Below are 26,415 nucleotides of genomic sequence, written 5' to 3'. Positions count from 1 at the left end.
TCCATTAAGAGGTCGGTTTGGCGGTTGTGACCGGGAGGCGGACCAAAAGCATTGCAAACAGTGCCACCGCAAGCATGCCGGCGATTGCCATTGCCATGAGTAGTGCGGAGGCCATTGTCATGCCGGTGTCCTTGAAGATAGGAACCAGGATTGGGCCTATACTGAGCCCCAGCATGATATTGAACACACCGCCTAGGGATGAGCCAATTCCGCGCACCTCGTCGATGAGGCGTTCCTGAAACAAAGGCAATGAAACTGTTTGTGCAAAGGCGCTCGAGAAACCCCAGACAGAGATTGCGCAAATGACGCCGTAAGCGCTTGGAACAAGTAACAAGCCCGTACCAGCCAATCCTGTGACAGTTGCAGCGATAATCGCAGCAGGTCGGCGGTCTCCCTTAGCTGTGACTCTGAGCCGGCTGGCGGCAGCTCCGCCGGCAAGCGCACTCAGCGATCCGGCGACGATGGCAAGCATGCCAAAGATGAATCCGGTAGAAGAGGTCGAGACGCCATAGCTGCGGATCATCAGCGAGGGTGCCCAGCTGACCAACGCGAAATCGCCGAGCGAGAGGGCCGCGCATCCGAGATAGATGGGGGCCAGCTGTCTGCGGTGCCGCCAAAGCCATGCCAGTGGCTCTGCCAGCGAGTTCGGCGGTCGGCTTACAGCGCGCAGAGGTTCTCGGATGGAAACCATCGCTGCGGCAAGGAAGATTCCGGGCGTGCCAGCAATCACCATGACGACGCGCCACCCAGAAAGGTCACCAAGCACAGGCAGTCCGCTGAAGGCCTGGTGACTGACCAGTTCTACCAGTGCTCCACCTAACAGGAAGGCAAAACCATTGCCGGCGATCATGCCCAGCATTAGCAGAGCCAGCGGCATGCTCCGTCGCTCCGGCGGGAACATATCGGCGAGCATCGACACCGCGGCCGGCATAAGCATTGCCTCGCCTGTGCCGACAGCAATGCGCAATATGACCATTGTGTTGAAATCTTGGGCGAAACCAGTTGCAATCGTGGCAACACTCCAGATCAGTACTCCGACAATGATCATGCGTTTGCGGTTGTGGCGGTCTGCCAGCCAACCCGCGGCAACACCCATGGCCGTATAAAAGACTGCGAACGCTGCACCCACAATGATGCTGAACTGAGCATCGCTAATGCCAAGTTCGCGTTCGATCGGATCAACGAGCAGCGAAAGTATGAAGCGGTCAGTGTAGGAGACCATTGCGGCGACGGTGAACAGCGCCGCCGCCCACCAGCCTGCTCGGGTGGAGACGGTTATCCCGGCTTTGGTCGAGGTCGTCACGAATGCCCCTCTACGGCTGCCAGAGGCAATTGCCGCAGCACCTTTTTGTCGATTTTCCCGATTGGCGTGACGGGCAGGGCAGCTATGAATTCAATTCGCTTGGGAACGGCGGCTGGACCTCGGCGCTCCCTGACAACCCGCATGATCTGGACTGGATCAGGCGGATTGGCGGGGTCATTAGGGACAATGAATGCTGTAACGGCCTCGCCCCAACGCGGATCGTCGATGCCTACCACGCCGCAGGCCAGAACACCCGGGATAATGGCGATGACCTGCTCAATCTCGTTCGGATAGACATTGAAGCCGCCGGTGATGATCATGTCCTTGGTGCGATCGACGATGCTTAGGTAGCCGTCTTCATCAAAACGTCCTACGTCGCCGGTTCGAAGCCAGCCGTCACGTATCGCTTCCACAGTGGCTGCTTCACGCCGCCAATAACCCTGCATGACAAAGGCACCGCGGACGCATATCTCGCCGCATTCGCCTGTGGGAACAGGCGCGCCATCGGTATCAACGAGTTGGATATCCACGCTAGCCAGCGGCACTCCACAAGAGCCCAAGCGATCGGGCCGATCCAGCATATGCTGGTCCCGTGCGAGATAAGCGATGCAGGTTGGCGCCTCAGTCTGACCGTATAGCTGCATGAACAACGGGCCGAAAAGCTCGATGGCTTCAACAAGACGCGGAATGGCAATTGGTGCGCCACCATATATGATCGTCTCGAGCGGCCCAAGATCGAGCTCAGTTTCCTTTGCATGGTCGATGAGCCGGTAGATCATCGTCGGGACGAGGAACGTAGCGGTGACGTTGTGCTTACGCGCATAGTCCGCCAAGCCCGCTGGATCGAATGAAGGAAGCAGGTGAAAAGTTCCACCTTTCAACCAGGCGGGGTAACATAGCATTCCCGCTGCATGCGAAACCGGAGTGACAGCGACGACGTTCGTGGGGCTCGGCCATTCCCATTCACTCGCAGCCATCAAAACCGTTGCCAGGGTCGAATTGTGGGTATGGACGACGCCTTTTGGTCGACCAGTGGTCCCTCCAGTGTAGGCAATCACCGCGATATCGCCGCATTGAGCAACTGACTCCAGTGTTGACGGGGCGGCTGAATCAGCCCGCGCCACAAGATCGATGCCTTGTTGGGCTGCACCGAGAGTCGCGACCTGGATACTGCGGCCCAGGTTCATCACCAGCAATGCTACTCGTTCAGCCTGCTCAGGTGCGACCAGGATGACGTCAATCTCGGCATCGCCAAGGATATAGGCCAGATCCTCGTCGGGCATGAACAGCGAAACCGGCGTCACGCGGATAGCGGCAACCATGGCAGCAGCATTGGCAATAGCTGTCTCGGGAAGGTTAGGTGCCATGATTGCCAGCGCCCCGCCACGGGCGAGCCCGAGCGAGCCATAGGCCGCGATGAACTGAGAAATGCGATTGCCTAGATCGGCGTAAGTGAACGCGCCTCCGGGCCACTGAAGCGCAATGCGACCATGCCAGCGTTGACATGCTCTCACGATCAGGGATCCCAGCGACCCGCCCAAATCGATCCCCATTCTTGCTTCTCCACCGCACCGGACACGTGCCCCTGCTTATATCCCGCCGAAGCCAGGTTACAATCATATATTGACCGTCTGGCCGGTTAATGACAATTTCCCTGAACCAATATGGGGGGAACGAAATGATTCGTCGATCGATTGCTTGTGCGACCTTAGTCACTCTGATGGCCTCAGCTGCGCCTGCTGCGTTCGCGCAGACCGCGCCCGCAGCAGCGGACGATGCGCAAGGCGACAAGGTACCTGGAGAGATCGTGGTCACGGCTCGGAAGATCACCGAGCGCCTCCAGGACGTGCCGATCGCGATCTCCGCAGTTTCGGCCGATAAGATTGCGGAACGCGACAATGTCCGGGTCTCGGAATTGGCTTCTGCTGTTCCGAACGTCACATTTAGCGGTGGTCCACTGGCCGCTATCACCGTCCGCGGCGTCTCGAGCCAGTCACGATACAATCCAGGCTTTGACAGCGGGATTGGGGTTTACATCGACGGTGTTGTGCAGGGAAAAAGTTACACGTTTGACTCCCCGCTCTATGACGTCGAGAGGGTCGAGTTCCTCCGCGGACCGCAAGGTACACTCTTCGGCAAGAATGCGATTGGCGGCGCGATCAGTATCGTTACGCGCAACCCGAGCTTTACGCCGACAGGTCAATTCGAACTTTCAACCGGCAGCTTCAACCGTTTTGAAGCGCAGGGGTTTGTTTCAGCGCCGCTGTCCAGCGCCCTTGCGGTGAGTGTCGGTGGATTTCGGGTCAAGCGGGATGGTTACGTTCGTAACCTGCTCGACAATCGGCGCTTCGCGAATGACGATAGCTACGGTGGCCGAGCAAAGATTCTCTGGAAGCCCTCGGATTTCGTCAAGCTGGTCTTCTCGGCCGACTACCTGAATGAGGACAATTACGGTTACGTGGATGAGATTTCGGCCGGGTACGGCGGGCCGACCGGACGCTATGAAAGCAATGTCAACACCCCAACGCTCGCCCGGCGCAAGTCCAAGGGGGTTTCACTGACGGCCGATATTGAGACCGGCTTTGGCGCGACCCTGACGTCGATTACCGCTTACCGATGGGCCGAAAACCAGAGAACCAACGATTCCGACGTCGGGCCACTCTCGATCGTCGTAAGCGAGTCTGCGTCCAAGCAGACCCAGTTTTCGCAAGAGTTGCGTTTGTCCGGTAAGCTAGGGGATAGGATCAACTACTTGATCGGTGGATACCTCTTCCGCCAGGACACCGATAACTTCGCGCAAAGCACGTTTGGCCCTGACAGCAGATTTGCGCCACTCCGAGGGCAGGTTGGCAATACCTTTGGCGAGGCCGACACTGAAGCAGTGGCTGCGTTCGCAAGTGTAGATTGGGAGTTTGTCGACAAGCTGACTGCGACCGTCGGCATTCGCTACACCGACGAAGCCAAGCGCCTCAATTACCAGCAGAAAGGCTTCCCGCTGATCGGCGCCCCGAATCTCCCGCAGGAGTTTGACCGGATCAGCGCGACGGATGTCTCGCCGACATTTACCCTTCGATACCAGCCGTCACGCGCCATCATGGTTTACGGCACGGCTTCAAAGGGCTTTAAGTCGGGCGGCTGGAACGTGGACAATATCACGTCGCCGCGCATTACGACTTTTAAAGCCCTGCGTTTTGATGACGAGAGCCTGTGGAACTATGAACTGGGTATCAAGGCGCAGTTCCTCGATAATCGCATCACGTTCAACGCCGACGTCTTCCGGCAGGATTACTCTGACATTCAGACGCCGCAGCTCACCCAGGTCCTCGGCGGAGGTGGTGCTGTCGTAGCAATCGTCACGAACGCGGCGTCGGCCCGGTTGCAAGGGCTTGAAGCCGAATTGACTGTGCGGCCGACCGGGATTCTGACTTTGAACGGCGTTTTGGGCTATACCGACGCAAAATATAGCAAGTACACTGACGGGGCCTTGAACTTTTCAGGAAACCGCCTGCCTGGGGCGCCCAAGTGGACTGGCAACCTCTCGGCCACCTTGCGGGTGCCGGTGAGTGATGACTGGTCGCTGGGTGCACGCGGTGAATATCTCTATCGCTCAAGCACGTTCGACGATCGCGAGAATTCGGCTGCCCGAACGAGGCCCGCGTATTCTTCGGTCAATGTCTCGGCAGGCATTTATGGTAAGCATTTCGACTTGGTCGGGTTCGTCAACAACCTCGCCGATAATCAGGACGTGATCTTGGTCGCCAATGGTGGCTTCCCTGCGCCAATTGGTCTGGGACTGAATACGCTTGTAACCCGGCAACTGGGACGTACCTGGGGCCTGCGACTTGCTGGGCGTTTCTGATCTTCAAAGGCGCGGATCCCCCCCCCCCCCCGTACCGGGGATAAGGCTGGGATCCGCGCTTGATCTCCGATCGACCGAGTTTAAGGTCCAGTGGACTAGGGGCGGAGATAGCATTCTATGGTCGGGGTGCGGGCAAAAGACCATGAGGACAAGAAGAGACTGATCCTCGATACTGCCTCGGGGCTCTTTGCGCGCCAAGGCTTTGCCAAAACCTCCATTTCTGAGCTCTCTTCAGCATGTAGCGCCTCCAAGGCTTGGATATATCATTATTTTCCGACCAAAGAGGACATTCTCTTCACGCTGCTTCGTGACTTTCTAGTGGTTGTACGTGCTCGTCTAGAAGCGATCGATATCGAGGGGCTCGCTCCTGAGGTTTCGTTGCACAAGTTCATCCTCGAATGCCTGCGGATCTATGACGATTACCGCATAAACTATCCAATCTTGTTCAACGAGATGACTGTTCTGACAAGCGAGCAGCAAGAACAGTTGCGCGCGATCGAGGACGCTCCGGTCAAGCTGCTGACGGCAATTGTGGCGAAGATCAGACCTGAGATCGCGCAAGCTGCAGCCATTGGGACACCCATAACCTTTCTCATCTACGGGGCCATCAACTGGACCTACACCTGGTATAATCCAGACGGAAAATTGAAGCTCGAGCGACTTGCCGATCTCGTGCGCGATTTCGTCCTTGGGGGTATCCAAACCGTCGATGTCGGATGAGGGCCATACGGCGGACCGTTTATCGGCTCTTCGTGCATCGGTTTGATGAACTGAGCCAAATTTACGGCTCTCGGGAATGGCGGCTTAGGGCCAGCCCGCCTGCACTTCCATCGCGCCGGTGAGCGGTTACGTCACCCGAATGTCTGATGTCGAGTAATCATCTTAGGTTGTGATCGCCCAGGGATTTTATAGTGCGTTTTCGCCGTCATCACGGATTTCGCGGACCTTGTTAAGGAGCCTCTGGAATAGGCGGCTGAAGAGACCGGAGCCGAGACGGTTGGCAGTTAGAATGAGCACAGCGTCCTATGCTTGATAGGCAAGTCGGGACTGCTCACGAGTCTGACGACGTCTCGTGTGTTCCGACAAGCTGCCGGCGGACAGCTGAGTGATGACTTGGCGACCTTTGCGGTCGTCACGCCCTATCCATCATCCTACTGCGCGGGGGCAATCTCTGCGAGAAATGCCGCTACTTCTGGCTCGGATCGTCAGGCCGCATTCATCGTAAGCAGATCGTATGCGGCCACCAACTCATTGTCTTGGTTGGTTACGGACACCGCCCAGCGGACCTCTCCCATTTTTGGACTCCGCAAGGACTTTGCCTTCGCTGCAAGGGCAACCTTGATGCTCTCTCCCAGTTTGACCGACTTAATAAAGCGAAGATTTTCAAGTCCGAAGTTAGCGAGGACCGGACCCGGTGCCGGGTCGACAAACAAGCCTGCAGCGAAAGACAGGATGAGTAGCCGTGGGCCACCCGTCCTCCTAAATCGGACTTGCGGCGGCCGCTACCTCGTCCACGTGGGCATAAAAGGTGTCGCCCGTGAAGTGCGCGAAATGCTTGACATCATCAAGGGTGATCGTCCGAGATCCTGTCCTCAGGGTATACCCGAGTTCGAGCTCGCCGAAACGCTTCCTAAATGGATGCGCAATTGCTTCGGGTTGCGGAGCTCCAGGCAGCCATTGCCGCACCACATTGCTCAGGCTCCGTGGGCTTCCCTGCAGGGCGCTTCGCTGCATGTAATGTTTGACGGCGCGATTTCCACCCATTTCCTCGCCGCCGCCAACTCGCCCCCGGCCGCCGTGGACCAGCATGGGCAGCGGTGACCCGTGCCCGGTCGATTCTTTCGCGCAATCACGATCAATGAAGGCGATCCGGCCATGAAAGGCCCCGAGCCCAATGCAAATGAGCGAACCACGTCTGGAGAATAGGAGAAGGCTAAAAGGGCTAGCGATCCGTTGCCACGATTGGCGAGGGCACCCGTCTGTAGGGCGGCGCTTTCCACGTCATAAAGCAGAACCCGTCCGCCTGACGGTTGCTCAAAGATGGTAAGCGGCGCGTAGGCGTGCGGCGACGTCCTCGCACGTCATGTTCACCTTGAATTGCCTGGGGCCGAAGTCGTCTTCGATCGCTGCATTCTCGACAAAGGCGAGCATATCGTCGGCAACGGGGCCGGGCAGCTCATATCGGGCCTCTTGGCTCAACAGTTGCAACAGCCGCGCGACGTCGTTGCGGTGCTTGCGGATGTTCTTTTCATCGACATGGCTCCCTTCAGCGCGTTGGCGGGTAAGATCTAGCCAGGCACGTGCCTTGAACGGGATGATTGCTGCCTCATCAAGGACCGGGATGCCGCCGGCCTCACGCACCATCGATTTCAGAAACTCATAGTAGCGCTCGTCGAGGAGGATGGCGGACAGGCTGCCCGCGGCCTCATCGATGGGCAGCGGCGTCAGTTGGGCGTTGCCGCCAAGCTTCAGGCCTTCGGGCGCGCGAGAGAAGAGCTCGAGCATGACGGGATAGCCTTCAGCCTTCGGTTTCTGAAAGCGGTAAAGGACCTTCGCACCCTTGCTACTCTGCCTGATTTCGTAGTCGCCCGCCTCGACAAAAGCCCAGAAGCGCGTCGCGAAGGCGCTGTCCAGCGCTTCGACCACCAGGACGATATCGAGCCTTTGTGGCGCGGAAATCGAGCCCAACCTCGTCCATGATCAATTCGCAGGCCGCCCCACCGATCAGCACATATTGATGCTCGTGGCCCGCGAAATGCGCCCTAAAGCGATCGACCCCGATCACCATTCAATGGTCACCAATAGTTCTTCTGCCGCTTGCGCAACGCGTTCGTCCGGGCTGCCCCGGACGCTGAGGTAAAGCGAGAGGCGATCGACAACGCCATTGTTGGCGAGAATTCTGGGATCGTAGGTCCATGTCTGGACTTCGACGCGCTCGTCATCGAAGGCTGTGGCAGTCCTCAAGGACCATGCCGCCTGCAGGTTCTTCCAACTGGCAGCCAGAACGGCTCTCGTCTCGACCCGCGGCGGAGCCAGCATGGTGTAGCGAGCAAGCGCGGTTGTCCCGGCAAGAGGACCAATGACCTCGCCATCCAGGGTACAGACCTCCCGAACCTTGCGCACCGGCGATCGGAGCTGTGCCTGGACAGTATCCCAAAGCTCCCGGCCCCCAAGAGCCATGTGCAGACGGCGCTGCCGACCGACATGGTGTGCCTTCGCCAGTTGGAGCGCCTCGAGCTCATCCAGAGTGCGGCTGATGCTCATGATCGAGACACGCAGCTCGTCCGATAGTTCGGTGAGGTTCAGGCCATCCAGAGTGCGGCCTTGCATGACCGCCAGCAGCAGTAATTGCGAGGTCGGGCTGATCTGCTCGGCTTGAACGAGCGCGAATGCTGGTGCGCGCTCGCGCAGGTCGAGGAACACTTCGGGGACATAGAGCTGCGCGCCAGGTGCGATGAACCCGATCTTGCGCTCCATCATCTGGCGGCGGATTGCGCCCGGCACGCGGCTCAGCAGCAGGAGGACCAGGTCAGCCCCGAGTTGGTGGCGAACCATTTCTCGATGCTTCAGGTATTGGGCCGTCGCGCCTGACCCTGGCGGCAGGTTTTCTCTGGCGACCATGAGTAGCAGCGCACGGCCGTCCAGCCAGCCTTGCCAGATCGCGTAGCGATCGAGGATGAAGTGCGGCAGGTTGGTGGGCGCTACCGGCACGAGGGCAAAGCGCTGTCCGAACGCGTCCTCTACATACGCTTCAGCAGCTTCCGCCAGCGCTTCCAACCGCGCGTCAGGGACTCTTTCTAACATCACCTTTCTCATCTAACATCACTACTGTTAAATGTCCATTGAGATGTTATACGAGTTGCAAGCGGTGTCCATGCTGCCTCTCCATGAGGCATAAATCCGACATTTATGCCTCATGGGGCCGAGCGGGCCGCCTTGCGAAGCGCGGGATTGCGCCCGGGCTGATCGCCACGCGGCGGCCGACCTGCACGTCTCGATCCCGCAGTCCGCCGGCATCGATCCACTCCTGAACCGCGATATGCGCCCTGGCTGCAAGCTGAAGGTTTCGCTGCTCGGGATCAGCGCTTAAGTCATTATTGAGAGCGCGCTCGATGTCGATCGGGTGCGTGTTGTGCCCTTTGATCAGGTTGCTGCAGTAGCAGTTCACTGCCCGCACGAGCTGCGCGAGGGAGGTTTGAATGCCTCCAGGCAGACCGCTTCAGAAGGAAGCGGCCCTTGCGGCTAGGTCGATGGCGAGATCGCGCAGTTCGGCCACGCGGCGATCCTTCACCGATCTTCATCGGCTGCATAAGATGGACTGTTTTGCCATGAACGGTCATCGAAATATCCGCTTTAAAGTCAGCGATGACCTACCTGATCGATTGTCCGCTAGAAATAGTTCGTCTGGTTATTGATCCACGAAGACCGCACCAAGGCCCCGACCCAATTACCCAAAATCGCGCAAACCGCTGACCCGCGAGAGGTGAATATCGGCGGCAAGCACCGGAGCCAAGCTATCTCGCCAAAGCCGGACGGTCTCACCGCGCAGGGCGATGCCCCGCTTGAGCAACAGTTCCTCGATGGTCCGCAATGACAAGAGACACGCACATACATGGGCACAAGCGGGCCGATGTTCTCAGGTGATGAGTGGAATCCCTTGAACGGGCTGTGCGGTTTGGCTCAGGACTTACATGGCATGGACCGGATTAGCCCGTTCGCGAGGGAGGCTATCTGTGACCTGTCGATTTGACATTGCCCCCGCGCGTCGTGCCTTCTTCAAGCTTTGGCGCCTTCGCTCGCTGATCCGTTGCTTCTTCCGCAATTGCTTTGGCGGCAAGAAAACCGAAAGTCAGAGCCGGCCCCAACATTGCGCCTGCCCCGGGATATGTTCCGCCCATTATGCTCGATGTGGCAGTGCCGACTGCGAACAAGCCGGGGATTTCGGCTCCCCCATCCGTCAGGACATGCCCCTTTGCATCCACGCGGATCCCTGTGAACGTGCCGATGTCGCCGGGTATCATTCGGATGGCGTAGTAGGGCCCCTTCCCAAGGGGGGCAACGCAGGGATTCGGCTCGTTGGCTGCGTCACCGCCTGCTCGCTCGTATGCCGTTGCGCCCTTATTGAACAGGGGGTCATCACCTCGAATGGCATGCCTGTCATGGGCTGCTACGGTTTTGACGAGGCCCTCGGCATTGATCCCAAGTTTTCCGGCAAGGGCCGATAATGTCTGGCCTTTCAGCAGATACCCATTGCCCAGAAATGGCGAAATCCGACCAGGCGATGCCGGAACACGTCCGAGACCATAAGCCCGAAGGTGACGATGACTGGTGACGAGGTAGTATTCAGCGCTGACCTTGCCGGCACTATGCCGGAGCATCTGCCCTACGAAATCGTGATAGTTGGTCGCCTCGTTGGCAATCCTGTTCCCGCTGCCGTCGACCACGATCACCCCGGGCTTGGCCCTGTCGCCGAAGTGGGGGGTTAGCCAGTCTGCGCCGTCCGGCCTGGGAATAATGGATACCGGCGTGAAGGCTGCGGGCTGGGCAAGAGTGTTGTCGATGCTTCCGCCAAGCTTGCGAATAAGGTCCAGGCCGGAGCCGTCATTGGTGTCTGGCAAGTGTGAGCGATGCTGCTGGCCAGCCCTGACGTGTGGCAGGAATTCGATTTGCTTCTGACGATTTCCCGAAAAGCTGCCGGTAGCGATGACGACGGCACGGCGCGCATTCACCTGCCGCCGACCTGATGGATGCGCGACGAGGGCTCCGAGCACCCTGTCATGTTTGCGGACCAGTTCCAGGGTCGACGTATTGGTCCAGAGCGCAACCTTCCGTTCGATGAGTGTCAAAGTCAGCCTGCCCACCAATGCGTTGCCCATGACCATCCGGGTTCCACGATGGTGGCCCAGCAGGCGATCGCGCGCGTGTTTGGCAAGCATTCCGCAGACATGCAGCAGGGACGGCAATGAACGTGTGAAGCGTGAGAAATGAGGAATGTCGAGCCGACCGAGGGACATCCCGCCAAAGATCATCGATGCCGGCATGGGCGAGCGGATTGTCTTGAAGTGTCTGCCCAGTCGGCGGCCATCGAACGGCACGGCGCCCAATGACCTGAGGCCCTTGGTGGCGCCTTCCAGGTCAGTGAAGTAATCGACAACCGTTTGGAGCAGTTCATACTTGAGATGACTGTTGTCTTCGAGGAACGCCAGGGCCGTGGCAGCGTTCTTGACATAGGTTTCAACCCTGTCCCGATCGAAATTGTCGCCAATCACGCGTGCGAGATACCCGATCGCTGCTTCTTCGCTGTCATTGGCAGATCCACCTGCCTGGCGGCTGAGCGGTACCCAGACCTCGCCACCGGAAATCGCACTGGGACCACCAATATGCGCTGCATGTTCCGTCACAATGACTTTGAGACCAAGAACAGCGGCAGTGACCGCCGTAGCAAGGCCAGCAGCACCTGAGCCGATAACCAGGACGTCACAATCGAAAACCTCATCCCGCATATCGAACTTCCAAATTTCCGTAGCCGTATTTGAATTGACCAGGAGGCAAGGTCCATTTAAGAGCATTGTATGCAGCATGTCGACAATGTGTCAATGTGGATGCAGCTCTTCGGGGTGCATTGATGGAGTGACAAATGGTCAAGGTGATGTGGTTCCTTCGCAAGGCGGGACACTTGTCGATGGAGGAATTTCGTCAGTGGTGGCTTGAAGGGCACGCGCCGATGATTGCTACCCGGCAGGGCCATCTTATCTCGCGCTATGTCGTGAACGTTAGCCTAGCCGACGATCTCCCTGGTGGGACTGGCGTCGAGGCTGGCTGGGATGGAGTCGCGGAGGAGTGGTTCGAGACCATGGAAGAGGCGAGACAGGCCTTCTCGCTTCCTTCGGCGCCTGAAACGCGCGCGGACGTGATGGCGCATGTTAGCGCTATGGCCCGCTTGGTCGTCTCGGAAGACTGCATACTCGACTGGCCTTCCAATCGTTAATCGGCCAGTTCGATCAGGTCGGAATCAATTCGAGATCTGCAGGACTTTGCGGGCCAGCAACAGATTGCCGGATGGTGCTTCACCTTCAAGCGCACAGCCCGCTCCCAACATGAAATTACGCGGGCCAACCTCTTCTATGATTGCGCGAACTTCAGCTTCGATCGCTTCCGGTGTGCCCGAAACCAGCGTTCCAGCCTGATCCATCCCGCCCACGAGAGTTTGGCTGAAGAGTCTTCGGCCATCAGCAAGGCTGGGGTTGTTCGCTTGCGGTGCCCAGTTGACTGCATGAGCTGGGTAGTCGCGATAGGCCTCCATTCTCAAATCGCCGCCGCACATGTGAAGGAGGTTGAACTCGGAGCCGGAATCGAGAGCGGCCTGGAGTATCATTCGGTCATGGACCGAGACATATTCGCTGAACTGCTCCGCCGTGAACCGGCCGCGCTCTCCGCCATTTGCAGACAGGAACAAACCAGACACGCCCAGTTCCAGACAGTCCTGGGTGAATTCGCACAGACTTTCGGTGATCACGCCGAGGCCTGCCAACGTCGATTGGGGATCTTCGCGAAGATGCGCCGTAATCCTGTCAAACCCGACATCACTGAAATCAAGTTGGCCTAGCATGTTGTCATTGGCCGTAGCGAAGGGATTGAACATCGTGACAATGATCATGCATTCGTCGCCGATTGCGTCGAGAATCCGCCTGCGCCCATCGAGGTATTCGACCCGGACCGCGTCGTGCCGCGAAGTGGGTTTCAGCCGCCGCCAATCGCTGGGGCTAGATATCCGCTCAACGCCAGAAAACACAAAGGGATCGTCATTCATTACCTTCAGGTAGTCGGGGTCGGTCGCTTGATAGAATGCGATATGAGCTTCCGCCATGCCGCGCCCGTTCGCTTGATCTTGCCCGAAGTGCCGCCAGAAGCTTGCAGGCACTCGGTCAACCTGCTGACCTGCAAGCGCTGCGCGTACCCGCTCGACTTTGTTCACGAGGCGAGCCCCTTCAACTCTTCCATCGTGCCCCACATCGCTTCCGCAACTGCCGGTTCGCTTGAGGAATGACCGGCACCCTTCAGGAGTAGGAGCCGTGAACCGGGCCAAGCGCGGTGCAGCCTGACTGCCGACCACGGCGGACAGACCCAATCGCATGTCCCCTGGACGATGTATCCCGGAATGCCATGAACCTTGCCGATTTCGCGGATCAGTTGGTCCGGATCGATGAAGAAATCGTTCATAACATAGTGGCAGACGATCTGGGAGTATTGGAGCGAGAATTCGGGAGTCAGCTCAGCTTCGATCTCTTTCAGGTCCGGGTTCACCGTTGCAGCTATCCACTCGAACTTTGCCAGTGCGATGGCGGCCCGGACCGCCGCTTCTCGGTCTTGTCCGGACAGGCGCGCACGGATAGTCGAGTGAAGGTGATCCTGTTCTGCCTCGCTCATCCCCTCGACACATTCCAGCCACTCAAGAGGAAATAACTTGCGCATACCCTGGTTGACCCAGTGCATTTCGTCGCGTGTACCCAAGAAGACGCCGCGCAGTACAAGGTTTGAGCAGCGGGCAGGGTGTGCCTCGGCATAGGCCAGTGCGAGCGTAGAACCCCAAGAGCCGCCCGACACAATCCATTGCTCGATCCCGAGGTGATTGCGCAGCTGTTCGATGTCTTCGATCAGCAGTGAGGTGTCATTGAGTGCGATGCCCGCGTAGGGCTTCGACAGTCCGGCACCGCGCTGATCATACATGATGAGATTGTAGGTAGAGGGATCGTGGAAGCGCCGCGCAGAAGCATCCATGCCTGCACCCGGTCCGCCATGCAGGTAGAGCACAGGCAACCCTTCCGGATTGCCGCTTTCCTCGAAGTAGAGGTCATAGCTTTGTCCGAGGTCGATTCGGCCCCTGTTGCGGACTGGCTGTCCATCATAGAAAGTCATGGCTGAATCTGGCTCCGCTGCTTCACTAGGCGTCCGAAGAGGGCGCGCATGATGCAGAGATAAACCACTCGGGGTTGGCATGCAATCTTTGTCGACAAAGAGTATGCATAATGCCTAGTGCATCGGGAACGCAGCCATTCTAGCTCTCCAGGCCTGCGCGAGAAACTGGACATTCCCGAAGCTGCACAATCCCGGGTATCGGCGAGGCTTACTCCGCGCCGTCGATCGAACTTGAAGCATACTGCAGTGCTTCGAGGACCGACAAGGCGAGTTCCTTCATCTCTTCAGGGATGAAAACATTGTCGTGATGGTAAGCCGCGATCATGTTGCATGGGATGCCCAATTCCGCCAGCGCGGTTGCAACACCTGCGGTAAGGCCAACACCGTCTAGGGCGGAATAGACACCGAGGACAATTCGAGACATCGGCATCGAGGCGTCGAAGCCGAGTTCTACCGCAACGTCCTTTGCAAGCACGAATGAGACCCCTTCCTGTTCGTGGAAAACCGCAAGAGCCCGTTCTCTTGCGGCAACGATGACTTCCTGGTCTGTCGTCGAGCAAAAGACGTAGCTTCCGGTGCATGGGGCAGGCTTCATACCCGCCAACATGGCCCTGCGCTCGCGAACCGGCTTGTTCTGTTTCATCATCCCGTCATCGCTGCGACTTGAGCGGACACCGCTGAGCTCCTTTCATGTCTGTGACAACAGTTGCGGATTGTCGTCATGTATGCAAAATGTATACAAGAGAGTTGGGCGATCGGGATGCTCACCACTTGGTGAAACAATCCGCCGATAGCGGTTGGAAGGGGTAGTCAGTGATCAAAGTGATATGGTTTCTCAAGCGGGCGGAAGGTCTGTCGCTGTCAGAGTTTCGTCAATGGTGGCTGGGGCATGCTCAAGATGTGCTCAACAGCCAACAGGCTCATCTCTCCGGCTATGTCGTCAACATCCGGGCAGACGATGATGATAGTGCACCGGGCGCGACCAGTGATAGCTGTGAGTGGGATGGCATTGCAGAGCAGTGGTTTGCCGATCGCGCCGCGTTCGATGCAGCCTACAGCAATCCTTCTAGCGCTACCCGTGCCGATACCTTGGCCCATACCAGCCGGTTCTCGCGCATGATCGTCGATGAGACGAGATTTCGCTGATTCCCTTAGCCTTGCAGGCGGGCGGTCTGGAGGAGATGCTCGGGGAGAGTTTGCACGGGACTTGTCAGGAGAACGCACGTGGCGCGTAAGGGAATCGTGGTCGGAGGGGCCGGTGGCATTGGACAGGCGATTGTCGAAGCCGCCATCCAGGGTGGAGATGAGGTGATTGTCCTCGATCGCGGACCTGGCAGTTGCGGGCACTTTGTCGCCTGCGATCAGAGCGATCCGGCAAGCGTCGAGAAGGCCTTCGCCGCAATCGATGAAGCCTTTGCCGGGGCCTCTCCCGACTGGATGGTCGCGACCGCGTCTATCAGTCGCCGTCACGGCGTACTGGATGCCGATCCTGCGACGATCCTCGAACTGCTCAAGGTGAATGTGCTGGGCACTGCCCTCGTCGCTCAGGCCGCCGGGCGCCGGATGCGCGATGCCAGGGGCGGCACCATCGTCGTCATAACATCGATTGCGGCCGCCCAGGCTTGGCAGAATGAGTCATTTTATTGTGTCACGAAGGCGGCGCAGGCAGCGCTCGTGCAGGCACTCGCCGTGGAACTCGGGCCTTATGGCGTCCGTGTGAATGCCGTTGGTCCGGGACCGGTGGACGTAACCTCACGCGATATGGTCTCGACGCGAAATGACGGGCAGGTCATGTCTGACATCATCCGCAGGACACCGGGACGGCGCCTCGCTGCGCCTCATGAGATTGCGGACGTCGCCCTGTTTCTGACCAGGACAACCTGGGTCAATGGCCAGACGCTTTATGTCGATGGCGGCTATCTGGCTTCGGGAATGCTTGAATAGGGCTGCAAGGCTCATGACAGGGAAGGGCTGACACGTGCGTCTTTACAGTCACCGGGACCGCCCGGTCCACCTGGGTCCCTACCCTCTCGAGCATCTGCGCCGGATTGCAGAGCCGGTTTCGGTCCCGAACGGTTCGACAGCGCAACAACCATCGGATAACCGGCTTGCCTCCAGCGCTTCGGCATTGCCAGCGATATGCGAGTATCTGGAGCTGTTCAAAGGGCTCCTCGACGGCCCTGTTGCTCCGCAAGTTGCCCCAGTGCCGTCGGATCGGTCGGCAAGGGCGCACAATCTCAAGGCCTCGGCATACTTTCTCGATGCCTCGCTTGCCGGCGTATGCCGCATCACGCCGAAGGACGGTACTGACCTTCCGCGGCACCATACCCATGCCCTGGTATTCCTGGTCGAGTTCGGTCGCGAACCATGGGCAGGCGATCCCGGCGAGAGCTGGATTGCCGGAACCAACGCAACTCGTACGGATATGCGCGCGGCGGAAATCGCTTCCGTTCTCGCCGGCTATGTCCGGTGGATGGGGTTCGCTGCGCGTGGGCACGTGCATGGGGCGTCGGCGATTTCGCTTGAAGAGCTTGCGGTGCGAGCTGGTCTGGCGCGGGTTGAACAGGAGCGGCTTGTGGCCCCCTTTGTGCGGCGCGGTTTCCGGATCGGCGCGGTGACTTGTGATTACGAGATGGCCGAAGACCTGCCGCTGGCCGTCGACTGCGCACTTGAGCCTGACGATCCATCTGTCGTTCTCGGCAGGAATGGAACCCGACCAAGCTGGTGGTCGAACGATCACGACAAACGACCGCTGCACCTAGGCTACTACCCCATGGAACGGATTCAGCGGGTTAGTGAACCAACCACCCTGGTCCTGCGAGATCGCATTCAGCGTGTTCCGAAGCGCGGCGACTTTTTCTATCGCGCCGCCGCCGGTGACCTCGGAGCCAAGGCCAAGGAGGAAATGTCCAGGTTTCCGATGAAGCATCCTTATGCACTGGCTATGGCGCCTCTGATTAGAAGCATGGTGCCGCTACAGGGCACAAGAGAGCCGGTCCTCAAAGAGAAGCCCGCTGAAGAGGTGCCCGAGGCGCAGTTCAACGCGGATTCAATAAAGGCGCTAGGGTACTATCTGGGAGCTGATTTCGTCGGTATCTGCGAAGCCGAACCGTGGATGTATTACTCTCATGATGCCGTGAATGGCAGCCCAATCGCCGCTTATCACAAATATGCGGTATGCATGCTGATCGATCAGGGCTTTGAGACTATGGAAGGCGCATCCGGAGATGATTGGATTTCCGCCTCCCAGTCCATGCGCGCTTATATGCGCGGAGCCGAGATTGCCGGTGTCATCGCGGCGCATTGTCGAGCCTTGGGCTACTCCGCAAGAACCCACACGAATGCCGATTCAGAAATCATCCACAACCCGGTAATCGTCATGTCAGGGCTGGGTGAAGTAAGCAGGATTGGCGACACATTGATCAATCCGTTCATTGGCCCGCGTTCGAAGTCTGTGGTTTTGACCACCAATCTCCCGATGACTGTCGACCAGCCGATTGATTTCAATCTGCAGTCATTTTGTGAAAGCTGCCGGAAATGTGCGCGGGAATGTCCTTGTAACGCGATCAGTTTCGGACCGAAGATTCTCTTCAACGGATACGAGGTCTGGAAAGCGGACGTTGAGAAGTGCGCCAAGTACCGCATCACGCAACAGAAGGGCTCCGCTTGCGGTCGGTGTATGAAGACATGCCCTTGGAACCGGGAGGACACGATCACGGCCCGGGAACTGATTTGGCGATCCATCGAGCACCCGGAACTGGCGAGGGCGATTGCCCTTGACGATGACCTTCAAGGCAATGGCTCACGCAATCCGGTGAAGAAGTGGTGGTTCGATCTCGAGGTAGTAGACGGCATTGCCCAGCGCCCACGAGTTGGTACCAACGAGCGAGACCTCAATCTCGGGCGGGAGGACAAGCTGGCAGGATTGCAGAAGCTGGCCATTTTCCCACCGGAGCTACAGCCGGTTGGCGGCACTACGCTGGATCAGGTCGTCCCTGTTGATCGCGAAGCTGGTCAAGCGCTTTATGGAAAGGCACGTGCTGACCTGGCCGCACTTAGCAGCGCTTCCGAGGATTCCACCAGTTTCCAAGGCCGGGAAGGGGACGTGCTCGCCTGCGAAGCCAGTTTTTACCCTGAAGGGGCGAAGGGACATGGTCCTTGAGTCGACGGACCCGACCGTGACAGCGAGTTGGCCGGAAAGAATTGTCTGGCCCCCGGATTGCTTTGTGCATACATTGTGTCGGCAAGATTCAGGGACTTGACGGAGATGCTTCGCGTTATGCTTTTCCCGAATGACTATGTCGATGCTCGTGAGCGCTTCCGCACGCTCGCCAGCCGCCGCGGTTTTGCGCTCGAAAGTTATGAACATCCAGCAGAGAATGGGCCGCAGGGCGAAACTCTGTCGTGCGATGTGGCGCGATTGGGGCCAAGCGATGCCGAACGGGTTATCCTGATCAGTTCGGGTGCTCACGGGGTCGAGGGCTTTTGCGGCTCGGGATGTCAAGCTGAACTGCTGGCATCAGGTCTGCTCGACGGATTGCCTGGCGATACTGCGGTCGTACTGGTCCACGCGGTGAACCCCTATGGCTTTGCATGGCTCCGCAGGACTAACGAGGACAATATCGACCTCAACCGGAACTTCGTCGATCACTCCGTCGCCCTTGCCAATCCGGGTTATGACGAAATCCACAACTGGCTCGTGCCTCGGGACTGGGATGGCCCGGCACGGGCCGAGGCGGACGCCGCAATCGATGCCTATATCACTGAACGCGGACTCAGGGCCTTTCAGGTCGCGATGACCAGTGGGCAATATACTCACCCCGATGGCCTGTTCTATGGTGGCAAGGCTCCTGCCTGGTCGAACGAGACTTGGCGAAGCCTGCTTCGAAAGCACTGCGCGAATGCCAGTCAAGTTATTGCAATCGACATTCACACCGGGCTTGGTCCGCGCGGCGTTGGCGAGGTCATCTGCGTCACTTCCGAAGCTGAGTATCTCAAGGCCAAGGCGATTTTCGGAGAAGACGTCACCTGGACCGGCGGCGGCGAGGCCGTGTCTGCACAAGTTGGCGGCTCGCTGGCTCATGCTGCGCATCACGAGATCGGCTCCGAAAAACTGGTGATGGTTGCGCTTGAGTTCGGCACCTACCCCATACCTGAGACGCTGGAGGCCTTGCGAGCCGAAACTTGGCTCGTTGCGAGGGGAAACCTGAAAGGCGAGCAGGCGGACAGTCTCAAGAAGGCGCTCAAAGATGCCTTCTATATCGATGAACCCGACTGGCAGATGGCAGTGACTGATCGGTTTCTGGGTCTGTTTCGCAGAATGAAGGAATGCCGCCCGTGACTGACACCCCCTTTAGTAAGTTGCGCCCGGTCAGCATGCCTCGCGATGCCCGACCGATCATGAAGTTCACGGGTGAACTCGCCAATGCGATCGAGCAGCATCTAAGCGCCGCTTCGGACGGCCGATGGGACGTTCCTGTCGATGTGAAACTTGACCCGCGCAATCCGGAGTCCCTGGCGCACTGGCTTTACAAGTCAATCAATCCGGTCGCGAAAGGGGGGGGCAGGGCTGGTGTCGACATCGAGGCATTGCTGAAGCCATTCAGGAAGACCCGCTTCGACCTGCTTCCGGCGGATTTTGCAGTCGAAGCCGAAATTTCCATGAGTGCCTCAGGTGACCTGATGTGCACCCCAGGTCTCGACGGTGCGAAGGACCGCCTGTTCCAGTCTGTGGATGATCTGATCTTCGGGGCGGACATTTCCTATGCCAACCTTGAATCGACCCTGACCACGGAGGAGGTCGAGCCCACCGAATTTACGGCGGAGAGCACGCCCAAGATCAATCTCACACCCATGCAGTACGAGACGGTTGTTTCCCACAAGGGCCGCCGGTTCGACGTTGTGCATCTCGCCAACAATCACATCCTGGATTGTGGCGAGGAAGGTATCCTGACCACCCTGGCCAGGCTGGATCAGGATGGGATCTCGCAGGTAGGCGTCAATCGGACCAAGGAGGATGCCGAAAGGCCACGGGTTATCGAGATCAAAGGTCTGAGGATCGGCTGGGTGGCCCACACCTTCAGCGTTAACTTCAAGCCGTTCCCACAGGACAAACCGTGGATCGTCAACATGACACCGTTCCACCTGGAGCCCGATCCAGACATCAGCCCGATCGAACTGCAGATCCAGGCCTGTCGTGATGCTGGTTGCGATCTTGTAGTCGTTGCCCTTCACTGGGGACTGGAGTTTGAGCTTCACCCCCACCCCCAGCAGGTTGAATGGGCCCATCGCTTTGCCGAGGCTGGTGCCGATCTTGTTATCGGACATCATCCGCACGTGCCTCAGCCAGCGGAGATCTACCGACCCGCAGTCTACCCGGATCGCGCCGTCCCCATCCTGTACAGCCTGGGCAATCTGTCGACCCTGTTGTCACATCCGGCAATGGCATTGAGCCTCATTGCGCGCATCGGCATTGCTAAAGGCAACTACCGTGGCGAACCGGTCACACGAATTGCAAGTCTTGAGCTAGTGCCCGTGGGCCTGGTCGCAGAGGATGACGGGGGCAGGGAGATCACTAGGCTTGTTCCATTGACGCAGTTGGACAGCGGCGTCAGCGATGGGCCGATGCGGGGCTATGTTGACGAAATGGCTTACTATGCCGGGGTTGTTGTCGGCGACGACTGGAGAGTCGATGGCCCAGTCTGACCAATCCAGACCCTGTCAACTGGAACGGGCGAATGAGGCTGGCCTGCAAAATGCACGGCGAACGAGCCCGCAGCCCTCCCGTCGCAACTTTCTCTTGTCGTTCGCGGCAATCGCAGGCGGAGCTTCGATGATGACAGCAGCTTCTGAGGCCCAGGCGGACGATCGAAGCGGCACAGGTCGGCAGGCAGATGCAAGGGTGCCGACTCTCCTGGCTTTCGGCGACTCCAATACCTGGGGTTACATGCCGCAAATCGATCCAGGGCCTACACGGTATTCCCGCTATGGTCCCTCAATCCGTTGGCCCATGGTTCTCGAGCGGTCCGGCCGGGGTCGCTTTCGCGTTGTCGAACACGGGATCTGCGGCCTTGTCGGTGGTCTGGCGAGTGGCGAGGCCAGATTTGAAGACGGAACCTCGCGGGCGGCAATTGATCATGTCCGCGGCGTGATCCTGGCCAACTGGCCTGTCGACGAACTGGTCGTGATGCTCGGCACCAACGATCTGGCATATCCTTCACTGTCGCAACCCGAGGTCATTGCACCGAAAATTGCAGCGACTGTGCTCGCGGCGCTCGAAACCCACAGGTGGCTTGGTGGTAAATCACCGGGCATCACCCTTGTAAGCCCGATTCCCCTGGGGCGCCGGGTGATGGAACTTGGTATTGAAGAAGATGCATTGGCGCGCTCACGCCTACTTGCGCCTGCGCTTGCTGACCAGGCGCGCCTCCATGGTTGGCGTTTCCTCGACGCAGCCGCTGTCGGCGAATTGGATACAGTGGATGGCATCCACTGGGATGCCACGCATCACTACCGCTTCGCCGGCATGCTTGCCCCCACTTTTGGGGAACTGGGCAGACCCCGGTGAATGCAGCTCAATATGATAACAGCCCACCATCCACTGGCAGGATCGTGCCTGTCACATAGCTGGAGAGCTTCGAGCAAAGAAACACGACCGGCCCGACCAGTTCATCCGGGTGCCCCATCCGCTGCAACGGCGCGCGTGCAAGAAAGCGGGCCAAGCGCTCGGGATCGCTTCGCGTTCCCTCGGTCATGGCAGTCTCGAAAAAGCCGGGAGCGACCGCATTCACGCGAATGCCGTCTTCCGCGAGGTCAGCAGCCAGCGATCTGGTGAACTGGGCCAAGGCGGCCTTGGAAGTTGCGTAGGCGCTGGTGCCCGCCTGGTAGGAAATGAACGACTGGATGGAGGCGACATTGACAATGTTTCCGCGACTTGTTCGCAAATCAGGCAGGAGAGCCGTGATCGCCCGCAAGGTCCCGGCCAGATTGACGTCCATGACCTTGGACCACGATGCTTCGAAGCCTTCATCACCGATCCTGCCGCCAGCCTCGACACCAGCGTTGTTGACGAGGATGGTCGTCGCGCCAAAGGACCGGCGAATTCGATCGGCGGCTTCCTCTCCCTCGGACGGGTCGACAATGTTCCAGCCAATCGCGATTGCCCGTTCGCCCGCTGGATCTATTTCGTGCGCTATCTGCTCGGCCGCGTCGCGGTCGATATCGGCGACACAGACCCGTGCCCCCGCAAGTGCCATGCCCCTGGCAATGGCAGCACCATTACCGCGGCCTGCTCCGGTTATGACTGCGACCTCTCCTTTGAGCAAATTGGCCAGTGAACTGCCTGGAGACTGAGGGTGCATTGCCGATGACATGATGGGGTTCTCCTGCTTTCTCCGAAGGACCGGAGGCGAAACACGATTGAAAGGAAGTTAGCTTGACCGTTCCGATTATGACTACCCAAATCCGGCGATGGCCGCTCAAACGTCCGTTCGCGATCTCCCGTCACGTGTTTACGGACAATCTTGTCCTTGAGGTCACGATCGAGTCCGACGGCGTTAAGGGGCGCGGGGAATGTGAGCCTCACGAGTTTGACGAAGAGGTGACCCGATCCGCAGCAGCGTCGGTGCTGTCGCTCGACCAGGCCGCCTGGTCCCATCTCGATCCGATTGCCTTGAACGCCCGCCTGCCCCGCTCGCCTTGGCGCAATGCCATCGACTGCGCTCTTTGGGATCTCAAGGCGAAGCGAGAAGGGCGCCGAATCTGGGATGTTCTCGAACTCGACATCATGGCCGATGACACCTTTGCCGTCTTTGAAACTATCGCACTGGATACGCCCGAGCGTATGGCCAGTTTTGCGCGCCAAGCGGAAAACGCGCCGGGATTGAAGCTTAAGCTCGGGAGTGCGGATGGGCTGGATTGCGAACGACTTGAAGCCGTCAGATCCGCGGCCCCCGAACACGAGCTGACCATCGACGCGAACGAAGGCTGGTCCATTTGGCAGTTGTCGGAAATCCTCCCTGTGGCTCGCAGGCTTGATGTAACATGCATCGAACAGCCGGTCCCTGCAGCCTTGGAAGAAGGCCTCTCGACTCTCCCGAGGCTCGTTCCGCTTTGCGCCGATGAGACATGCCTTGACCGTTCTTCGCTCCCGCGACTTGCCGGACTGTACGATATGATCAACATCAAGCTAGACAAGACCGGCGGTCTTACCGAAGCCTTGGCGCTTCAACATGACGCGGCCGCATTGGGCTTCAAGACCATGATCGGCTGCAACGGTGGTTCGTCGCTTGCTCTGGCCCCAGCCACACTCCTTGCACCCGGCGCCGCGCTGGTGGATCTGGGTAGTCACTGGCTTGCAGCAGACCATCAGTCCGGATTTGAAACAAGCGACTACCGGATTGGCCTTCCCAAGGCGGAGCTTTGGGGCTGAGCGACGAGGCTCCTCCCGGACAGTTATCGACATTTGCGGATTCTGCCGCCCGTCGGGTCAGAAGCGGTCGAGATCATTTGCGACAACGACGCGACCAGTGAAGGTGCGCCGCACGCCTCTCGCATAGACTTCTGGATCGGTTTCGTCGTCCCAGCCAGGTACGAGATGATTGAGAACAACCATTTCAACCTTGGCTGAAGAAGCCATCTTGCCCACATCTTCAGGCGTGAGGTGATCTTGACGCAGGTGGGCAATCAGTGCGTCCACCTGCGCTGGGTCAGAGCCATCACGCGAGCGCCACTGCTGCTCTATCCTCGGCAGGTCAATGACTTCCGCGACAAGCATATCTGCGCCCTTGGCCAGTGCCTCGACGCGGGGTGACGGCCCGGTGTCACCCGTGAAGACGATCGACCGGTCGGCGGTGTCGAACCGAAAGGCGTAGGAGCGGGCATTGCGCGCGGCGGCGCTTCCCTCTTGATAGTGGTAGTGGTTGTTGAGAACCGCCGTGACTGTAACCTTGTCATCCCGATAGATGACTTTGGGCTCGAGCAGATCTCCCGGGAGATCTTGCGCGCTTACCGTAAGCGCAATGGGTCCCGGCTCTGTGCCGCCGATTGTGATCGGAGCAAGTTCTGTTGGTCGGAAGGCTGCAGCAAGATGCTGAACGAACCCGACAGTCATCGGAGGCCCGATAACTGGAAGGGGGTGGCCTGGTTCACCAAGAAGGTCGTTGGCCAACCATCGAAATGTCAGCAGCGCCCCAAGATCCGCGTTGTGGTCGAAATGATGGTGGGTGATAAACACACCCTTGACCTGCCCGACATCCAAACCGGCAGATGCAAGTCGATTCATAAGGCCGTCGCCTGTGTCGACAAGATAGACATCTTTGCCGACAACAACGGCGTTCGATGACATTGCTCTCTTGTCGCGATAGGCCGGTCCGCCTCCTGTGCCGAGGGTAATGACTTGTGTGGCAGGCTGTTTCTTGTCGCTGCCTTCATCCTTTGCGTGGACGGTTGCCGAAACCGGCAGCATGGTAGCGGCAGCAATTATTAGCAGGGCTCTGGTCGATATCATTTCGCAACCTCCGGGCTCGTAGGAAGTCTGAGAAGCGAGGGATGCTCCAGATCATGCAGAACCTGGATGTTGGCGATCCGCTCCTCGCCTGGCTGTTGCTCCGGTACCGGCGTGGCGGAGTTCAGGTTCTTCTGCATGAAGGAACAGGCCGTCGCTCGCACGACAAGGCGCAGGCGAGAGTTGCGGGCAATGCGTCGGGCGACAAAGCGGAAGCGCGGGAACTTGAGCAGTACCGGCTCGTTCGCTGGCATTGTTTGGTCGCCGCCGTCGCGATGCCGAAGTCGTAGTTGGCTCGAAGAAAGGAAGATGACCGATCCGTCTTCAAGCACCTCGTAGATTAGCACTGCGAGATCGGCGTCTGGTGCATCGCAGGTGACCCAAAGGTCCAGTTCCGGTTCGCCGACGACTTGGGCAGGCTCGTCCAGCGGCGGTGTGTGATAGATTACGCCCTGACCATAGGTATTGTGACAAAAGACCGCATTGGTCGGATCTTCACCCCCTAGAATGAAGAAGAGACTATTGTAGGAACGCGGGAATACGGCACCGCCCCCGGACGAAAGCTCGGGTGAGTTGCTGAGACTGGTTTCCGTTTCTAGCGGACGAAGGTCCGTCGGATCACTCACGAAGCTATCGGGCGGACTATCGCCGGCTTCGGCGGTCAGCCATCCGGAATGGAAGATGTCATCGGCCTTGCCGTTGGAGGCAAGGTATAGCGGCTTGCTCTTCGAGCACAGGTCTTCAAGGGTATCGGCGCTCCGCCATTCCTCATTTCCGGTCAGGTAATACTTGATCCGAGCGTCTAGGAAGGCTGGCTTTTCTCCGCGACCGAATATCCATCGGTACCAGTCGAACTTCAGTTTCGGAATGTCTAGCAAGGCAGCAGGTCCGAACTTCAATCCGTATACCTGGTCGCAACCGTCCATGCCTCGGTGATCCCATGGTCCGATCACCAGATAATTGTTGCTCCTTGCTGCGTCGCTGCCATGCCGTTCCAGGCGTCTGTGATGTTCTAGCGTGCCGATCAGGCAAGTGTCGTAAAGGCCTGTCAGCGAAAGTACCGGGATCTTTAGTTCTGCGAGCGCCTGTTGCGACGGGCGCCGCGCCTCCCAAACGCTCCCCCAAGACGTGCTATGGAGGTCGTCTTCCCATCCTTTCGCGTGGAAGCCCAGCTCATCTTGTACTCCAAGATAGGAGTGGTTGCGCGCGTAGAGATCGCCTTGGATGCGGTTGAAGAGCAAGGTATCGGCAGCAAGGTTCCAGGAAATCGAATGCCCCTTAAGCGTGACTCTCCAGCGGTAGATATAGGGTGAACCAATGCCGCCACGCGGAATGTCATACCCTGGCATGAAGGCGGCTGATGGCACGATTGTTTTAAGGGAGGGGGGCAGGGTCCCCGCGATGATCCACTGGTTCCAGCCCGTGTATGAACCACCGGTCAGGCCGACCTGCCCATCGCTCCAGGGCTGTGCAGCAATCCATTCTACGGTGTCGTATCCATCTGGGGCGTCGTTGATCCATTGCTGGAACTCTGACCCTGATCCGCCTCGGCCTCGACAGTCGACCGCCAGGAACGCCATGCCTTCACGGGTGAAGGAAATCGCTTCGCGGTGCAAATTGTCGGCCAAGTAGGGAGTCATTTCCATCACCGCCGGCAGCGGACCTGGCCGGTTGAGCGGCAGATACAGAATTGCACCAAGCTCCACTCCATCGCGCATCGGAATGCGGACAAAGCGTGCGGAGTAGTCGGCGCAACCCCGGCTGTCCGGTGCATTGTCGCTAAGAATGGTCATGACTTCTCACTCACTTCATTCGAATGGTTGCGGCCCAAAC

Annotated in this window: 23 protein-coding genes; 11 read left to right on the top strand and 12 right to left on the bottom strand. The window is 58.7% G+C overall.

Annotated features, from left to right (window positions below; genetic code table 11):
• Positions 1–4: 4 nt before the first annotated feature.
• Positions 5–1,303, bottom strand: a complete 1,299-nt coding sequence (locus DFR51_RS09370; RefSeq protein WP_121050242.1) for an MFS transporter — start codon at positions 1,301–1,303, stop codon at positions 5–7.
• A complete protein-coding gene (locus DFR51_RS09365; RefSeq protein ID WP_121050238.1) occupies positions 1,300–2,856 on the bottom strand; it encodes an AMP-binding protein in 1,557 nt (518 codons plus the stop codon). The genes DFR51_RS09370 and DFR51_RS09365 overlap by 4 nt, the downstream gene beginning before the upstream one ends.
• 89 nt (positions 2,857–2,945) lie before the next feature.
• Here DFR51_RS09365 and DFR51_RS09360 point away from each other — a divergent pair, with 89 nt between their 5' ends.
• Positions 2,946–5,162 carry a TonB-dependent receptor gene (locus DFR51_RS09360; RefSeq protein WP_121050235.1) on the top strand — a complete coding sequence of 739 codons (2,217 nt, stop codon included), beginning with the start codon at positions 2,946–2,948 and terminating at the stop codon, positions 5,160–5,162.
• Positions 5,163–5,279: 117 nt separating this feature from the next.
• Positions 5,280–5,882: a TetR/AcrR family transcriptional regulator gene (locus DFR51_RS09355; protein WP_121050232.1), complete on the top strand. Its 603-nt coding sequence runs from the start codon at positions 5,280–5,282 to the stop codon at positions 5,880–5,882.
• Between the two features lie 1,314 nt (positions 5,883–7,196).
• Here DFR51_RS09355 and DFR51_RS09345 read toward each other — a convergent pair.
• The 3 genes from DFR51_RS09345 to DFR51_RS18800 all read right to left on the bottom strand — a co-directional run bounded on the left by DFR51_RS09345 (position 7,197) and on the right by DFR51_RS18800 (position 9,339).
• Entirely contained in the window at positions 7,197–7,850 is a 654-nt protein-coding gene (locus DFR51_RS09345; protein ID WP_243445483.1) for a hypothetical protein, read from the bottom strand.
• Positions 7,851–7,943: 93 nt separating this feature from the next.
• Positions 7,944–8,978 (bottom strand): hypothetical protein, encoded by a 1,035-nt coding sequence (locus tag DFR51_RS09340; RefSeq protein ID WP_243445482.1) that lies wholly within the window; start codon positions 8,976–8,978, stop codon positions 7,944–7,946.
• A 91-nt stretch (positions 8,979–9,069) separates the two neighbouring features.
• Positions 9,070–9,339: a hypothetical protein gene (locus tag DFR51_RS18800; protein WP_126494443.1), complete on the bottom strand. Its 270-nt coding sequence runs from the start codon at positions 9,337–9,339 to the stop codon at positions 9,070–9,072.
• A 234-nt stretch (positions 9,340–9,573) separates the two neighbouring features.
• On the opposite strand from DFR51_RS18800, the gene DFR51_RS09335 reads away from it, so the two are divergent.
• Entirely contained in the window at positions 9,574–9,756 is a 183-nt protein-coding gene (locus DFR51_RS09335) for a hypothetical protein (RefSeq protein WP_121050229.1), read from the top strand.
• Positions 9,757–9,889: 133 nt separating this feature from the next.
• On the opposite strand, the gene DFR51_RS09330 is transcribed toward DFR51_RS09335, so the two are convergent.
• Positions 9,890–11,665, bottom strand: coding sequence for an FAD-binding protein (locus tag DFR51_RS09330; RefSeq protein WP_160119027.1), 1,776 nt, complete (start codon positions 11,663–11,665; stop codon positions 9,890–9,892).
• A gap of 134 nt (positions 11,666–11,799) precedes the next feature.
• On the opposite strand from DFR51_RS09330, the gene DFR51_RS09325 reads away from it, so the two are divergent.
• A complete protein-coding gene (locus tag DFR51_RS09325; RefSeq protein WP_121050223.1) occupies positions 11,800–12,150 on the top strand; it encodes an EthD domain-containing protein in 351 nt (116 codons plus the stop codon).
• A gap of 24 nt (positions 12,151–12,174) precedes the next feature.
• Here the strand turns inward: DFR51_RS09325 and DFR51_RS09320 are convergent, their stop codons facing one another.
• The 3 genes from DFR51_RS09320 to DFR51_RS09310 form a co-directional block, all read right to left on the bottom strand.
• Positions 12,175–13,137 (bottom strand): uroporphyrinogen decarboxylase family protein, encoded by a 963-nt coding sequence (locus DFR51_RS09320; RefSeq protein ID WP_126494441.1) that lies wholly within the window; start codon positions 13,135–13,137, stop codon positions 12,175–12,177.
• A complete protein-coding gene (pip, locus tag DFR51_RS09315; RefSeq protein ID WP_160119026.1) occupies positions 13,134–14,078 on the bottom strand; it encodes a prolyl aminopeptidase in 945 nt (314 codons plus the stop codon). The genes DFR51_RS09320 and pip overlap by 4 nt, the downstream gene beginning before the upstream one ends.
• A gap of 208 nt (positions 14,079–14,286) precedes the next feature.
• Entirely contained in the window at positions 14,287–14,721 is a 435-nt protein-coding gene (locus DFR51_RS09310) for an ACT domain-containing protein (protein WP_121051505.1), read from the bottom strand.
• 170 nt (positions 14,722–14,891) lie between these two features.
• On the opposite strand from DFR51_RS09310, the gene DFR51_RS09305 reads away from it, so the two are divergent.
• From DFR51_RS09305 to DFR51_RS09280, 6 genes are all read left to right on the top strand, one after another.
• Positions 14,892–15,224 carry an EthD domain-containing protein gene (locus DFR51_RS09305; RefSeq protein ID WP_121050214.1) on the top strand — a complete coding sequence of 111 codons (333 nt, stop codon included), beginning with the start codon at positions 14,892–14,894 and terminating at the stop codon, positions 15,222–15,224.
• 78 nt (positions 15,225–15,302) lie between these two features.
• Positions 15,303–16,022 (top strand): SDR family NAD(P)-dependent oxidoreductase, encoded by a 720-nt coding sequence (locus tag DFR51_RS09300; protein WP_121050210.1) that lies wholly within the window; start codon positions 15,303–15,305, stop codon positions 16,020–16,022.
• A 34-nt stretch (positions 16,023–16,056) separates the two neighbouring features.
• Positions 16,057–18,240 carry a 4Fe-4S dicluster domain-containing protein gene (locus tag DFR51_RS09295; RefSeq protein WP_121050207.1) on the top strand — a complete coding sequence of 728 codons (2,184 nt, stop codon included), beginning with the start codon at positions 16,057–16,059 and terminating at the stop codon, positions 18,238–18,240.
• Between the two features lie 105 nt (positions 18,241–18,345).
• Positions 18,346–19,419: a M14 family metallopeptidase gene (locus DFR51_RS09290; RefSeq protein WP_121050204.1), complete on the top strand. Its 1,074-nt coding sequence runs from the start codon at positions 18,346–18,348 to the stop codon at positions 19,417–19,419.
• On the top strand, positions 19,416–20,783 hold the full coding sequence (locus DFR51_RS09285) for a CapA family protein (protein ID WP_160119025.1): 1,368 nt from the start codon (positions 19,416–19,418) through the stop codon (positions 20,781–20,783). Before DFR51_RS09290 ends, DFR51_RS09285 begins: the two co-directional genes overlap by 4 nt.
• Positions 20,695–21,645 carry a GDSL-type esterase/lipase family protein gene (locus tag DFR51_RS09280; RefSeq protein ID WP_121050198.1) on the top strand — a complete coding sequence of 317 codons (951 nt, stop codon included), beginning with the start codon at positions 20,695–20,697 and terminating at the stop codon, positions 21,643–21,645. Before DFR51_RS09285 ends, DFR51_RS09280 begins: the two co-directional genes overlap by 89 nt.
• Positions 21,646–21,652: 7 nt before the next feature.
• Here the strand turns inward: DFR51_RS09280 and DFR51_RS09275 are convergent, their stop codons facing one another.
• A complete protein-coding gene (locus DFR51_RS09275; protein ID WP_121050195.1) occupies positions 21,653–22,438 on the bottom strand; it encodes an SDR family NAD(P)-dependent oxidoreductase in 786 nt (261 codons plus the stop codon).
• 89 nt (positions 22,439–22,527) lie between these two features.
• Between DFR51_RS09275 and DFR51_RS09270 the strand changes: the two genes are divergently transcribed.
• Positions 22,528–23,508 (top strand): dipeptide epimerase, encoded by a 981-nt coding sequence (locus DFR51_RS09270; RefSeq protein WP_121050192.1) that lies wholly within the window; start codon positions 22,528–22,530, stop codon positions 23,506–23,508.
• A gap of 57 nt (positions 23,509–23,565) precedes the next feature.
• On the opposite strand, the gene DFR51_RS09265 is transcribed toward DFR51_RS09270, so the two are convergent.
• Both DFR51_RS09265 and DFR51_RS09260 read right to left on the bottom strand, forming a co-directional pair.
• On the bottom strand, positions 23,566–24,543 hold the full coding sequence (locus DFR51_RS09265; RefSeq protein WP_170151768.1) for an MBL fold metallo-hydrolase: 978 nt from the start codon (positions 24,541–24,543) through the stop codon (positions 23,566–23,568).
• 38 nt (positions 24,544–24,581) lie between these two features.
• A complete protein-coding gene (locus DFR51_RS09260; protein ID WP_121050186.1) occupies positions 24,582–26,375 on the bottom strand; it encodes a CocE/NonD family hydrolase in 1,794 nt (597 codons plus the stop codon).
• Positions 26,376–26,415 lie beyond the last annotated feature (40 nt).

Source organism: Sphingosinicella microcystinivorans, from assembly GCF_003634215.1.
Classification (GTDB): Bacteria; Pseudomonadota; Alphaproteobacteria; order Sphingomonadales; family Sphingomonadaceae; genus Sphingosinicella; species Sphingosinicella microcystinivorans.
Note: the sequence above shows the minus strand (reverse complement) of the source record. Positions and strands in the feature narration are given on the sequence as shown.

What these genes read in the sequence shown, in the direction of transcription:
- DFR51_RS09355 (WP_121050232.1), top strand. Translation starts at nt 5,280, where the DNA reads ATGGTCGGGGTGCGGGCAAAAGACCATGAGGACAAGAAGAGACTGATC.
- pip (WP_160119026.1), bottom strand. Translation starts at nt 14,078, where the DNA reads ATGACTTTCTATGATGGACAGCCAGTCCGCAACAGGGGCCGAATCGAC.
- DFR51_RS09365 (WP_121050238.1), bottom strand. Translation starts at nt 2,856, where the DNA reads ATGGGGATCGATTTGGGCGGGTCGCTGGGATCCCTGATCGTGAGAGCA.
- DFR51_RS09275 (WP_121050195.1), bottom strand. Translation starts at nt 22,438, where the DNA reads ATGCACCCTCAGTCTCCAGGCAGTTCACTGGCCAATTTGCTCAAAGGA.
- DFR51_RS09360 (WP_121050235.1), top strand. Translation starts at nt 2,946, where the DNA reads ATGACAATTTCCCTGAACCAATATGGGGGGAACGAAATGATTCGTCGA.
- DFR51_RS09310 (WP_121051505.1), bottom strand. Translation starts at nt 14,721, where the DNA reads ATGAAACAGAACAAGCCGGTTCGCGAGCGCAGGGCCATGTTGGCGGGT.
- DFR51_RS09330 (WP_160119027.1), bottom strand. Translation starts at nt 11,665, where the DNA reads ATGCGGGATGAGGTTTTCGATTGTGACGTCCTGGTTATCGGCTCAGGT.
- DFR51_RS09325 (WP_121050223.1), top strand. Translation starts at nt 11,800, where the DNA reads ATGGTCAAGGTGATGTGGTTCCTTCGCAAGGCGGGACACTTGTCGATG.
- DFR51_RS09265 (WP_170151768.1), bottom strand. Translation starts at nt 24,543, where the DNA reads ATGCTGCCGGTTTCGGCAACCGTCCACGCAAAGGATGAAGGCAGCGAC.
- DFR51_RS09270 (WP_121050192.1), top strand. Translation starts at nt 22,528, where the DNA reads ATGACTACCCAAATCCGGCGATGGCCGCTCAAACGTCCGTTCGCGATC.
- DFR51_RS09340 (WP_243445482.1), bottom strand. Translation starts at nt 8,978, where the DNA reads ATGAGAAAGGTGATGTTAGAAAGAGTCCCTGACGCGCGGTTGGAAGCG.
- DFR51_RS09290 (WP_121050204.1), top strand. Translation starts at nt 18,346, where the DNA reads ATGCTTCGCGTTATGCTTTTCCCGAATGACTATGTCGATGCTCGTGAG.
- DFR51_RS09260 (WP_121050186.1), bottom strand. Translation starts at nt 26,375, where the DNA reads ATGACCATTCTTAGCGACAATGCACCGGACAGCCGGGGTTGCGCCGAC.
- DFR51_RS09280 (WP_121050198.1), top strand. Translation starts at nt 20,695, where the DNA reads ATGGGCCGATGCGGGGCTATGTTGACGAAATGGCTTACTATGCCGGGG.